Source organism: Exiguobacterium sp. SH3S1 (assembly GCF_004337105.1).
Taxonomy (GTDB): domain Bacteria; phylum Bacillota; class Bacilli; order Exiguobacteriales; family Exiguobacteriaceae; genus Exiguobacterium; species Exiguobacterium aurantiacum_A.
Genome location: NZ_SJUW01000002.1, coordinates 180,225 through 192,147 on the forward strand (window position 1 = coordinate 180,225; position 11,923 = coordinate 192,147).

General features: G+C 50.8%; 9 protein-coding genes, 2 pseudogenes and 1 riboswitch. Of the genes and pseudogenes, 2 read left to right on the forward strand and 9 right to left on the reverse strand.

Translation table 11 applies throughout. The features are described 5' to 3' along the window. Nucleotides 1-87: 87 nt before the first annotated feature. The 5 genes and pseudogenes from ptsG (EVJ26_RS03650) to EVJ26_RS03670 all read right to left on the reverse strand — a co-directional run. A pseudogene (ptsG, locus tag EVJ26_RS03650) lies at nucleotides 88-2,025 on the reverse strand (glucose-specific PTS transporter subunit IIBC); the annotation flags it as partial. Between the two features lie 133 nt (nucleotides 2,026-2,158). Continuing rightward, nucleotides 2,159-3,658 (reverse strand): annotated as a pseudogene (gene ptsG, locus EVJ26_RS03655) (glucose-specific PTS transporter subunit IIBC); the annotation flags it as partial. A gap of 216 nt (nucleotides 3,659-3,874) precedes the next feature. Further along, nucleotides 3,875-4,723, reverse strand: coding sequence for a glucose PTS transporter transcription antiterminator GlcT (glcT, locus tag EVJ26_RS03660; RefSeq protein WP_070328766.1), 849 nt, complete (start codon nucleotides 4,721-4,723; stop codon nucleotides 3,875-3,877). 107 nt (nucleotides 4,724-4,830) lie between these two features. Then, nucleotides 4,831-5,148, reverse strand: coding sequence for a YuiB family protein (locus tag EVJ26_RS03665; RefSeq protein WP_070328765.1), 318 nt, complete (start codon nucleotides 5,146-5,148; stop codon nucleotides 4,831-4,833). Nucleotides 5,149-5,277: 129 nt separating this feature from the next. Continuing rightward, nucleotides 5,278-6,489 carry an NAD(P)/FAD-dependent oxidoreductase gene (locus EVJ26_RS03670; protein ID WP_131455946.1) on the reverse strand — a complete coding sequence of 404 codons (1,212 nt, stop codon included), beginning with the start codon at nucleotides 6,487-6,489 and terminating at the stop codon, nucleotides 5,278-5,280. A gap of 268 nt (nucleotides 6,490-6,757) precedes the next feature. Between EVJ26_RS03670 and EVJ26_RS03675 the strand changes: the two genes are divergently transcribed. Beyond that, nucleotides 6,758-7,735: an NAD(P)/FAD-dependent oxidoreductase gene (locus EVJ26_RS03675; protein WP_131455945.1), complete on the forward strand. Its 978-nt coding sequence runs from the start codon at nucleotides 6,758-6,760 to the stop codon at nucleotides 7,733-7,735. A 40-nt stretch (nucleotides 7,736-7,775) separates the two neighbouring features. Here the strand turns inward: EVJ26_RS03675 and EVJ26_RS03680 are convergent, their stop codons facing one another. After that, on the reverse strand, nucleotides 7,776-8,630 hold the full coding sequence (locus EVJ26_RS03680; protein WP_236634015.1) for a Rossmann-fold NAD(P)-binding domain-containing protein: 855 nt from the start codon (nucleotides 8,628-8,630) through the stop codon (nucleotides 7,776-7,778). Nucleotides 8,631-8,739: 109 nt separating this feature from the next. After that, on the reverse strand, nucleotides 8,740-9,096 hold the full coding sequence (locus tag EVJ26_RS03685) for a HesB/IscA family protein (protein ID WP_070328761.1): 357 nt from the start codon (nucleotides 9,094-9,096) through the stop codon (nucleotides 8,740-8,742). 97 nt (nucleotides 9,097-9,193) lie between these two features. Next, nucleotides 9,194-9,335, forward strand: a riboswitch (FMN riboswitch). 158 nt (nucleotides 9,336-9,493) lie between these two features. Here EVJ26_RS03685 and EVJ26_RS03690 point away from each other — a divergent pair. Beyond that, the gene (locus EVJ26_RS03690; protein ID WP_131455941.1) at nucleotides 9,494-10,081 is read left to right on the forward strand and encodes an ECF transporter S component; all 588 of its coding nucleotides are present in this window, start codon (nucleotides 9,494-9,496) and stop codon (nucleotides 10,079-10,081) included. Nucleotides 10,082-10,191: 110 nt separating this feature from the next. Here EVJ26_RS03690 and EVJ26_RS03695 read toward each other — a convergent pair whose 3' ends face one another. Both EVJ26_RS03695 and EVJ26_RS03700 read right to left on the reverse strand, forming a co-directional pair. Next, the gene (locus EVJ26_RS03695) at nucleotides 10,192-11,403 is read right to left on the reverse strand and encodes a NupC/NupG family nucleoside CNT transporter (RefSeq protein WP_131455939.1); all 1,212 of its coding nucleotides are present in this window, start codon (nucleotides 11,401-11,403) and stop codon (nucleotides 10,192-10,194) included. A 199-nt stretch (nucleotides 11,404-11,602) separates the two neighbouring features. Next, the gene (locus tag EVJ26_RS03700; protein WP_035386187.1) at nucleotides 11,603-11,839 is read right to left on the reverse strand and encodes a YuzB family protein; all 237 of its coding nucleotides are present in this window, start codon (nucleotides 11,837-11,839) and stop codon (nucleotides 11,603-11,605) included. Nucleotides 11,840-11,923: the final 84 nt, after the last annotated feature.

Here is an 11,923-nt window from a genome sequence, read left to right on the forward strand (position 1 = left end):
CGCGCCTTTGTCATCCGTTCTAAAATCGAGCGCTTCCCCGGCGACGACCGTCTCTCCGAACGGTACGACGACGACTTTGCCGTCCCCGTTCGTCCAAATGATCGGCGTGATAAGCGACGGGACTTTGTCACGGATCAAGTCGAGGTCGACATCGAGCAGAATATCTCCCGCTTCGACGCGGTCGCCTTCTTTCACTTTGGCGACGAACCCTTCCCCTTTCAGATTGACCGTATCAAGACCGACGTGGATGAGAATCTCGCGTCCGTCGTCCGCGAGCAGCCCAATCGCGTGTTTCGTCGGGAAGAACGTCGTGATCTGACCAGTGACTGGTGCCACGACTTGGCCGGAACTCGGCTCGATCGCGAACCCTTCACCCATCATTCGGCCCGAGAAGACTTGGTCCGGTACATCGTCAAGCGACAAGATGACACCGGACATCGGTGCGAGGAAGCGATGGTCGGCATGCTCGGCCGCTTCCGGCGTGATGACCGCTTTTTCTTTCGGTTTGTACTCGCCACCTTCGATGATGGCGGCAATTTGCGACTTGAGTGTATCGGATTTTGGTCCGAAGATAGCTTGGATGTTATCACCGACTTCAAGCACACCGGCGGCACCCAGATCTTTCAGCAAGTCTTTATCGACTTGTTTGACATCGTTCACGGTGACACGGAGTCGTGTGATACAAGCATCAAGATGCTTGATATTCTCAGGACCGCCGAGACCGACGAGCACTTCGTACGGAAGGTCATCGCCGACGACCGTTCGGGCGCCACGTCCTTCAGCGACGACGTCACGACCTGGAATCTTCAAATCGAACTTCGTGATCGCGAAACGGAATCCAAAGTAATAGATGACCGCGAAGACGAGACCGACTGGAATGACGAGCCACCAAGCCGTCCGGTTCGGTAATACCCCGAACAACATGTAGTCGATGAGTCCGCCCGAGAACGTCATCCCGATTTTTACGTTTAGCAAATGCATCGTCATAAACGAGAGTCCAGCGAACACGGCATGAATACCGAAGAGAAGTGGTGCGACGAAGACGAACGAGAACTCGACCGGTTCTGTGATCCCCGTCAAAAATGAAGTGAGGGCTGCTGAGAAGTAAAGTCCTTCTACGTCTTTACGACGCTCTTTCGGAACGGTGTGGAACATGGCGAGACAGGCGGCAGGCAATCCGAACATCATGAACGGGAACTTCCCGGTCATGTACGTCCCGGCTGTGAAATCGACGCCGTCACGAAGTTGGGCGAAGAAGATCCGTTGGTCCCCTTGGACGAGATCCCCCGCTTGGTTCGTATATTCCCCGAACTGGAACCAAAACGGTGAGTACCAAATATGGTGCAGACCGAACGGGATCAACGAGCGTTCGACCAATCCGAAAACGAAGGCGGAAACCGCCACGTTCGCCTCAATGATCGTGCTCGAGAACGTATTGATGGCAGTACCGATCGGCGGCCAGACATAGGCCAGCGCAATCCCGATCACCAAACTGAACGCGGCGGTCGCAATCGGAACGAAACGTTTACCGGCAAAGAATCCTAAGAAGTCCGGCAACTTGATGTTAAAGTACTTGTTATACGCGAACGCGGCAATTAAACCGGCGATGATACCCCCGAATACCCCCATTTGGAGCGTCGGGATGCCAAGTACCGATGCATAGGCAGGATCCCCCTGGACAATTTCTGCAGTAATCCCGTTCCACGTACTAATAACTTTGTTCATGATCAAATAACCAACGATAGCTGCTAACCCGGCAACACCGTCTCCGTTGGCCAGCCCAATGGCGACCCCGACGGCGAACAACAGACCTAAATTGGCAAACACGATATCCCCGGCATCGGTCATGACTTGCCAAACGAGGACGAGTGCATCATTTGCCAAGAAAGGTAACAGCGAAACGAGATCAGGATTTTGGAACGCAGTACCAAAGGCGAGTAATAGACCGGCTGCCGGCAAAATCGCAACCGGAAGCATGAGCGCTTTCCCGATCCGCTGCAATACACCAAACACTTTCTTCCACATCATGGTTCCTCCTTTTGTCAGAATACTTACTTTTCCCCATCTGATACCAGGCTGAAACCGTTTCCCCACACAAAAAAAGCCAACCCTTAACGGATTGGCTTAATACTTAGTTTGCTTTCTTTTCGTTACCTGAAGCGATGACCGCTTGCATCTCTGATTTCAATGCATCCGAACGCGGTCCAAAGATGGCTTGAATGTTGTTACCGACTTCGAGGACACCAGCTGCCCCGAGACGTTTCAACTCTTCTTTGTTCACTTGGCTCTTATCTTTAACTTCGACGCGAAGACGTGTGATACATGCGTCTAAGTGTTTGATGTTTTGTGAACCACCGAAACCAACGAGGATATCTTGTGCAAGTTCCGAACCAGTAGCAGTTGATTGCTCAACAACTTCATCTTCACGGCCCGGTGTTTTAAGGTTGAACTTACGGATAACGAAACGGAATCCGAAGTAGTAGATGACTGCGAACGCAAGTCCGACTGGAATGACGAGCCACCAGTCTGTACGGTTAGGAAGAACACCGAAGAGAAGGTAGTCGATCAAACCGCCTGAGAACGTCATCCCGATTTTGACGTTCAAAATGTGCATGACCATGAATGAAAGACCAGCGAAGACTGCGTGTACTGCGAAGAGCAATGGAGCGACGAACAAGAATGAGAACTCGATCGGCTCAGTGATACCTGTCAAGAACGATGTGAGTGCTGCCGAAGCCAAGAGACCACCGACGACCGCTTTACGTTCAGGACGTGCTTCATGGTACATCGCAAGTGCTGCTGCAGGAAGACCGAACATCATGAACGGGTATTTACCAGTCATGAACGTACCGGCTGTAAGCTCGGCACCGTCACGGATTTGAGCGAAGAAGATCGCTTGGTCACCGCGGACAATCGTACCAGCTGCATCCGTGTATGATCCGAATTCGAACCAGAACGGTGAGTAGAAGATATGGTGCAAACCGAACGGGATCAATGAACGTTCGATTAAACCGAAGACGAACGCCGCTAACGTGCGGTTTTCAGTCAACATGAAGTTCGAGAACGTGTTCAATCCGTGCTGAACCGGTGGCCAGATGAGAAGCATGACGAAACCAGCGACGACAGCCAATACAGCTGTGACGATCGGGACGAAGCGCTTACCAGCGAAGAAGCCAAGGAATTGCGGCAATTCGATATTGAAGTACTTATTGTATGCCCAGGCCGCTATCAGACCGACGATGATACCACCGAAGACACCTGTTTGAAGTGTTGGGATACCAAGGACTGACGCGTAAGATGGGTCACCTTGTGCGATGATCTCAGGTGTGAGTTCGAGCCAAACACCCATGACTTTGTTCATGATGAGGAACCCGACGATGGCTGCGAGTCCGGCAACGCCGTCCCCTGCTAAACCGATCGCGACACCGACTGCGAATAAGAGTGCTAAGTTCGAGAAGATAATTCCGCCTGCTTGCTCCATGAGCTGAGCAAACTTGACAACGCCTGCGTTCGTCAACCAACCAGCGCGTGACGTAAGGGCTGGGTTTTGCATCGCGTTACCGAATGCGAGAAGAAGACCGGCTGCCGGCAAGATCGCAACAGGAAGCATAAGCGCTTTACCGACTTTTTGAAGAACACCAAAAATCTGCTTAAACATGATAAATCCTCCTTTTGTAATTGTTTGTGTTGAAACCGAACGTAGATGTCAGACAACCGACGTATCTAAACGTTTTCATAATGAACGTTTATAAAAACAGAAACAGGCATGAATAAGGTACAGAACGTAGACTTCTCCTAAATAGAGAAATCGTAGCCGTTCCACTCCTTACTCATGCCTGATCGAATCAGTAACACGTAAGATACGTGGTATCAGTTATCTACTTGTAGTCAGTCGCTGGAGATGCATCGTCAAATATGTCGCTTCACCTCGTGGGACAGGACGCTTTAATTCGCGTTCCATGATGCCCATCAGCTCCCAAGCAGTACTATAGCATAGCGGATATTCTTCACGCAACACCTTTTCTATTTTTTGTGGGGCCTCGACCGTCTCACCTGTCGCAACCCGCTCAACGGCGTACCTTAAGTGCCGAAGTAAGCGCTTATAATCGAGCGAAGTCCGGTCCATTTTGACGTTCAAACGACTCTCAATCGTCTGAACGATCTGTCCGATGATTTGATTATGACGATTGACTTCGAGGACGTTTTTAAACGTCGTCGCCGAATGGATATGAAGGGCGATAAATCCGACTTCGGCATCAGGAAGCAACACGTCGAGGCGCTCGTGGATCATGTCGACGATCCGTTCGGCGAGCGCGTACTCGTTCGGATAGAGCGATTCGGTCTCGAGCAAGAACGGATTCGTCACTTCCATCCCTTGCTCGATTCGTTTCATAGTAAAGAACAAGTGATCGGTCAGGCCGATGTGGATATGTTGGTCAACTTTTTTTCCCGTGCTGCTCTCGATAAAGCCGACGATGTCTTGCATGAAGGCGATGAAGTCTTCATCGACGTGCTTCACGAGCTCGCGGTATTGAGATTGCTCTTCTTTGTCCGTCAATTGATACACTTTCTCCGGGACGCTGGCCGGGTCGACAAGATCGCCCGCTTTCTTGCCGAAGCCAATCCCCTTCCCAAGCAGAATGACTTCCGGATCCGTATCATGTTGACAGATGACAACGCTATTATTCAACACTTTTTTGATCGTATACATCGGTAATGTCATTCGTATCGCATCCCTTACTAATTTAAATCGTTATCTTATCTAGTATATCGGTTCAGCTTCTAAAAAAGTAGGCAGAAACCAAAAAAAGACGAACATTTCTGTCGTCTTTAAAACATCGAGTAACCGCTCTTACGCAAGTACCGGATGGTGACCCCTGCCAAAATGGCACCGAGCAATCCGAATCCGAGCATAAAAATGTCGAGAAACTGCAGACCGAGCAGACGCTCATAGACGTTCGCGAGCGCGGTCGATGTTTCCGTGACGTAGCTTGACAGCTTGACGTTGTCGATCATCATGATGACGAAAATCGGATAGATGAACACGAGCGTCCACGTCTTTTTGAGCAGCATATTCAAGATGAACCCGATGCTGAAGAAGATGACTAAATATAAAATCGCGCCGATGACGGCTTGGATGATATGCATGTGATTGCCCCCTTTTCCCGTTGTCTATTATACCGAAAAGAAATCCGCTTGGTCAAAGAAGTTCACTGAATCGTTGACATGAAAAAACAGCCCGTTCAAATGAACAGGCTGCTCGTTGGCTCAACCGAATCAGAATTTACCTTTTTTAAGGACGAGACCGTATTTTTTGAGCTCGATAAAGTGTTTGTTGTCGATGACTTTCTTCATGAATGAAGCGTTACGACCGAAGATCTTTTTGCCCATGACGATTCCGATTCCATCGTTATGGCCAAGTGACGCGACCGTCCCTTTGCTCTCATACGTGAACTTCGAAGTCGACTTGCCGTTGATGAGCGCAGCGATATTTTTCGCCACGTTGTGCGCTTGCTGTGTCGCAATTTGCGCCGTCGGCGGGTACGGACGGTTTGATACCGGATCCATGACCGCTGAGCAGTCACCGATGATGAAGACGTTATCGTGGCCAGGGGCACGGTTGTCTGCCTCGACCATGACGCGGTTACGGACCGCTTCGAAGCCAGACTTCTCTACGGTCGGACTGCCGCTGACGCCGCCTGTCCACAGGATCGTGTTCGCTGCGATCGTCTCTGTCGTCTCACCTTGGAGTGGACCGAACGTGACGACACCTGGCTCTACAGCTTTGATGCCGTTGCCGAGTTTCATCTCGACGCCGTTACGCTCGAGCCATTTTTGCGCATACGTCGTGAGTTCCGGGTCGAACCCTGGAAGAACCGTTGGCGCTGCCTCGATGTTGACGATGCGGACCGCTTCACGGGGAACATCGTACTGTTTGCAAAGTTCAGGGACACGGTTGACGAGCTCACCGAGGAACTCGATACCTGTGAATCCGGCACCACCGACGACGATCGTGACGAATGCACGGTCAGATGATCCGCTTGTCTTGTATTGTGCGAACGAGTACTCGATATGTTCTTTAATTTTACGAACGCTGTTGAGCGAGTTGATCGTCATCGCGTTCTCTTTAAGGCCCGGGATACCAAACGTTTCCGGTACGCCACCGAGGGCGAAGACGACGTAATCGTACTCGACAGTCGATCCGTCTTCGAGCATCACTTGTTTGGCTGTAGTATCGACGCGATCGACGATCCCTTTGACAAGTTTAACGCGTGATGCATTGACGACATCGTTAATGTAGACACGAGCTTGCTCAGGCTTCATCGTTCCGGCCGCCGGCTCATGAAGCCAAGTCGTTTGGTAATGGTAATCGTGTTTGTTGATCAACGTGATGTTTGCATCTCCAGCTGAGAGCGTCTTTTGCAGGTTTACTGCCGTGATGAGTCCACCGAAACCTGCGCCGAGGATAACAATGTTAGGTCGTTTCATGTTCATTTCCACCTTATTTTAAAAGTTTTGTTTTCCTGAACAACTATGTTGTGTGTTTTTTCACATAGATGTTCACAATAAAGCCTAATTCTTGTTCAACCAATGTTCACAATTGCTTCCCGTTCATTGTACGACGTTTAATCTGTTTTCTCAATGAAAAAGCTTATCTTCTTGAATTTTTTTCGAAAGTATTGCATCTTTGTACTGAATGGATTTAGTTCACGTTAGACCATATAATAGAAGTACACGCTTCATGAGGAGGAATTCGATGAAATCGACGAAAGATGTAGTCATTATCGGTGGCGGTCCGATCGGACTGTTCACCGCATTTTATGCAGGTATGCGCCAACTCGATGCGACGTTGATCGAAAGCTTGCCGCAACTAGGCGGGCAATTATCGACGCTCTATCCAGAGAAATATATTTATGACATCGCCGGCTTCCCGAAAGTGAAGGCCCAAGACTTGGTCGACCAACTGAAAGCGCAAGCCGATCAGTTCGAACAAGATTATCGCCTTGGCGAGACGGTCGAAACGGTCGAGCGACTCGAAGACGGTACGTTCCACATCTCGACGAACAAGGACGAGTACCATACGAAAGCGATCATCATCACAGCCGGCAACGGCGCGTTCGCCGCACGTCCGCTCGGACTGGACGGTTGTGAAGATTATGCGAACCTTCATTACTTCGTCGACAGCATGGAGAAATTCCGCGACCGTCGCGTCATGATCGCCGGCGGCGGCGACTCGGCCGTCGACTGGGCACTCATGCTCGAAGGTATCGCCAAAGAAGTCCATATCGTCCACCGTCGTGACCGCTTCCGGGCTCACGAGCATACGGTCGAACAAATGAAGGCCTCGACGATCAACGTCTGGACGCCTTATAATATCGAATCACTCTCAGGCGCGACGCATATCGAGTCGGTCGAACTGACGGACAAAGATGGCGAATCGAAGTTCGTCGACATCGACGACTTGATTTGTAACTACGGGTTCGTCTCATCGCTCGGCCCGATCAAAAACTGGGGCATGGAGTTTGAGAAAAACACGATCCGTGTCGACTCACGGATGGAGACGACAGTCGCCGGCATCTTCGCTTGCGGTGACATCGCCACGTACGAAGGCAAAGTGAAATTGATCGCGACCGGCTTCGGTGAAGCACCGATCGCCATCAACCAAGTGAAGCAGCTCGTCGACCCGACAGCGCGTCACCCACAACATTCAACCTCGGTATTTGCCGGGAAATAAAGACTGGCCTCTCATCTGCGAACGATGAGAGGCCGTTTTTTCATTTGCGGATCGTTTGAATGATGACACGGTCAATCCAATCATCGAGTTGCGTGAACACGAAGCCAGCTTTTTTCGCCTCGGCGTTCGACATGTAGTAGTCGACGTCCGTATCGTACGGGGACGACGCCCCATCCTTAATGATTTGGACCGGTTTACCGATATGCTGTCCAATTCGTTCCATGAGCGCACCTAGCGAGATGAGGCCGTCGCTCGCGGCGTTGAACGGCCCCCTCACGTCGGCACGGCCGACCCATTCCAAGAAAGCTGCCGCCTCGAAACTCGAGATGAATCCCATCAACGCCTCCGGGTGATGTAATACGATCGGTTCTTCGTTCCGAACCGCGTCGACATAAAATTTTAACCGGTCGGTGTAATCATCCGGCCCTAGGACGATCGGCAACCGCACCGTCGTGACCGGGAATGAGGCCCGATGGAAGAAGTACGATTCGGCCTCTCGTTTCCCTTGTCCGTAATCGTGTTCCGCGTCGAGGTGATATTCATGATGGAGCGGATTGAAGTCGCTCTCTTTTAAAGCTGCCTCTGGCGCATATACGGACATCGTCGACGTGAGCACATATTTCCCGACCCGGTCCATGAAGGCGTCTGTCGCGATCTTCGCCTGATACGGATTGAAACAAATATTGTCGTAGACGAGGTCATACTCGTTGCGTGCGAGGTCTTTCATCGTCGCGACCGACTGACGGTCGCCTTTAATGGAGCGGATGCCTTCCGCTTCCGGCACTTGCAGCTGACCGCGTGTGACGATCGTCACGTCGTCCCCCGCTTCAGCGAGACGGAGCGCGAGCCGTTTCCCAAAGTAACGTGAGCCACCGAAAATCAACACTTTCCTCATCGTACCTACCCCCTTCTCATCCTTCTCCATCCAATATTCCCGTTCATTTCCTCTCATTAACATGCTCACCAAAAAAGGTTGCCGAACATGTCGGCAACCCGTCTATCGTTTAGCAATCCCCGGGCGTGCCGGCGTTCGCCGCCGTCCGAAAACTCGAGCCGCAACCGCACGTCGCGATCGCGTTCGGATTTTTGATCGTGAAGCCCCCGCCAAGCATCGACTGCTTGTAGTCGATCTCGAGCCCGTCGACGACACCGTGGTCAGCTTCGGCGACGATGACGCGGACACCGTAATGGTCGAACTGGACATCCTTGTCCGTCTTGTCTTCATCGAACCCCATCCCATAGGATAGGCCGGTACACCCACCGCCTTGGACTTTGATCCGTAAGAACTGATTTTCAGGGCGTTCGGTCTGTTTCATCATATCGATGACTTGTAGTGCGGCTGGCTCTGTCAAATGAATCATCTGAACTCCTCCTCATTTATCTTCACTTCAAGTCAACTGACTTGTGATTTTGTGAAATATCTTGTATAACTAAACTGTAACAAAAAAAATTAAATCGTTCCATCTTCGGGGCAGGGTGAAATTCCCGACCGGCGGTATTGAAGACAAGTTCTTCTCAGCCCGTGAGCGAGCAAGGCGTTGCTTGCTGATTTCGTGAGATTCGAAAGCCGACAGTAAAGTCTGGATGGGAGAAGATGGCGGCATCCGACCGATATTTGGATGTTTTCTTTGGCGTGGCTTAAACGTTGACGAGAACATCTGTTTCGTATGCGCGTAAACTCTCCCGATTGTTCACACAATCGGGTTTTTCTATGCGACGGGTGCCATTCATCAAGGAGCGACAAAAGGAGAGATTTTGATGAAAACAACGCGCAACAAACGATTGACAACACTGGTGACGCTATCGATGCTCGGGGCGATTTCATTCGTCCTCATGCTCTTTAACTTCCCGCTACCCTTCCTGCCACCATTCCTAAAAGTGGACTTCAGTGACATCCCAGCGCTCGTCGCCGGTATCGTCTTCTCGCCACTCGCAGGTGTCGTGGTCGTCGCTCTCAAAAACGTCCTCTACTATGTCTTTAACGGTGGCGGCGTCCCGGTCGGTGAAGTCGCGAACTTCTTTGCAGGTGTCGCATTCATATATCCGGTCGCTTGGTTCTACCATAAACGTAAAACGAATAAAGCGCTCGCTTCAGGCCTCGTGGCAGGTACGATCACGATGGCGCTCAGCTTGGCGATTTTGAACTACCTACTCATTTTACCAGCTTACGCGTTCTTCTTCGGAATGGCCGAGATGGCCGATCCGGCAGTCAAAACGAACCTCGTCTTGTACGGCATCTTACCGTTCAACTTGATTAAGGCATTATTGATCACCGCCTTGTTCGTCCCGCTCTTCCTGAAGTTGAAGCCGTGGATCGAACGTCAACACATGCAACTGCAAGCTTAACGCCCAATCACCCAAGGGAGACATCCCTTGGGTGATTTTTTGTAGTCACTATATGGCAACCATGAACAAGAGCGCCCACCGGAGTGAGCGCTCTTGTTTGTGAATAACGATTAGAGAAGAAGACCAGCGAGAGTCGCTGACATCAAGTTCGCAAGCGTACCTGCGAGAATCGCGAGGACACCCATACGTGCGATGTCGTTACGACGGTTCGGAGCCATACCACCAAGACCACCGAGAAGGATGGCAAGTGATGAGATGTTGGCGAATCCACAGAGTGCGAACGCGATCATCGCTTCTGTACGAGCTGACAAATCACCTGAACCGATGATCGGTGCGAACTCAGAGAAGGCAACGAATTCGTTCAAGACGAGTTTTTGTCCAAGGAAGCTACCGAATTGTACGGCATCTGCCCATGGTACACCGATGACGAACGCGAGCGGTGCAAACACGTAACCAAGGATCAATTGAAGTGAGAGGCCTTCTAGACCGAACCAACCACCGATTCCACCGAGAAGCAAGTTGACGAGTGCGATCAATGAAACGAAGGCAAGAAGCATCGCACCGACGTTCAATGCGAGGAACAAACCGTCTGACGCACCGCGAGCGGCCGCATCGACGAAGTTTGCTGCTTTGTTCTCTTCATCTTCAGCAATTTCGATATCATCATCCGGAGTTTCTGTTTCCGGAACGATGATTTTCGCAAACATCAAACCAGCAGGCGCTGCCATGAAGCTCGCTGCGAGCAAGTACTCGAGCGGAACACCGAGTGCGGCGTATCCAGCAAGTACCGAACCGGCAACCGATGCGAGACCACCGACCATGACGGCAAACAATTCTGATTGTGTCATTGATGGGAGGTAAGGCTTGATGACGAGCGGTGCTTCCGTCTGACCGACGAAGATGTTCGCCGTCGCTGAGAGCGATTCTTTACGTGACGTACCGAGTGCTTTTGCAAGTGCCGTACCGAGGATTCGGATGACCCACTGCATGACACCGATGTAGTAAAGAAAGGCAATTAACGAAGACATAAAGATGATGATCGGTAAGACCTGGAACGCGAAGACGAAGTTGTCTCCCCCGACAGCCGAACCGAAGACAAAGCCGATCCCGGCGTTCGCCGTGTTCAAGACGTTTTGGACGCCTCCTGAGATAAACTCTAACGCCGCGCGTCCTGCCGATGTGAAAAGGACGAGGAATGCGAATGTAAACTGGACCGCGAAGGCGGCAAGAACAGTACGCCATTTGATGGCTTTACGGTTGGTCGAGAAGATGTAAGCGATTCCAATTAATGCCAAAATACCAACCACGCTCATGATGTTCATTGGTGTTGTGCTCCTTTCATATTGAAAAACCGACGATTGTGTTATACCCGAATCGAGATGTGCCCTACCGTTTGAAACGCTTTCTTTTTCTGTTGTTAAACGTCAGACAACCTACATTCGAACCTCTTAGAATATAACAGACCGTTTTTAAAAAAGCAACGGGTCAAAAAGAAAAAAGTTTGAGATTTCTCAAACTTTTTTACCAGGCCATCTCTTCGATTTTTTCATACACGTTCGTGACAAGTTGCTCCGGCGTCTCCCCGATCACGACTTCTCCGTCGACGAGACAGAACAAGTCGAGCGAGCAGACCCCACAGTAGCCGGTACAGCCATATTCGACGACGTCTAGGTCAGGATCGGACTCTAGTTTTGCCCGGGCGATCTGTGAACCCATCGCTAAGTTCGAGGCACAAAACTCGATGATCGGATTCATCATTTTTTTCACCGTCTTTCTTCCCCTATTGCGGGAAAATGGTTCTTCTACGAGGTATTATATCATGGTACAGTTAGAGAGTAACAA

Excerpts from the sequence above, each read along its gene's own strand:
- glcT (WP_070328766.1), bottom strand. The coding sequence starts at position 4,723 with ATGACATTACCGATGTATACGATCAAAAAAGTGTTGAATAATAGCGTT.
- EVJ26_RS03665 (WP_070328765.1), bottom strand. The coding sequence starts at position 5,148 with ATGCATATCATCCAAGCCGTCATCGGCGCGATTTTATATTTAGTCATC.
- EVJ26_RS03670 (WP_131455946.1), bottom strand. The coding sequence starts at position 6,489 with ATGAAACGACCTAACATTGTTATCCTCGGCGCAGGTTTCGGTGGACTC.
- EVJ26_RS03675 (WP_131455945.1), top strand. The coding sequence starts at position 6,758 with ATGAAATCGACGAAAGATGTAGTCATTATCGGTGGCGGTCCGATCGGA.
- EVJ26_RS03680 (WP_236634015.1), bottom strand. The coding sequence starts at position 8,630 with ATGAGGAAAGTGTTGATTTTCGGTGGCTCACGTTACTTTGGGAAACGG.
- EVJ26_RS03685 (WP_070328761.1), bottom strand. The coding sequence starts at position 9,096 with ATGATTCATTTGACAGAGCCAGCCGCACTACAAGTCATCGATATGATG.
- EVJ26_RS03690 (WP_131455941.1), top strand. The coding sequence starts at position 9,494 with ATGAAAACAACGCGCAACAAACGATTGACAACACTGGTGACGCTATCG.
- EVJ26_RS03695 (WP_131455939.1), bottom strand. The coding sequence starts at position 11,403 with ATGAACATCATGAGCGTGGTTGGTATTTTGGCATTAATTGGAATCGCT.
- EVJ26_RS03700 (WP_035386187.1), bottom strand. The coding sequence starts at position 11,839 with ATGATGAATCCGATCATCGAGTTTTGTGCCTCGAACTTAGCGATGGGT.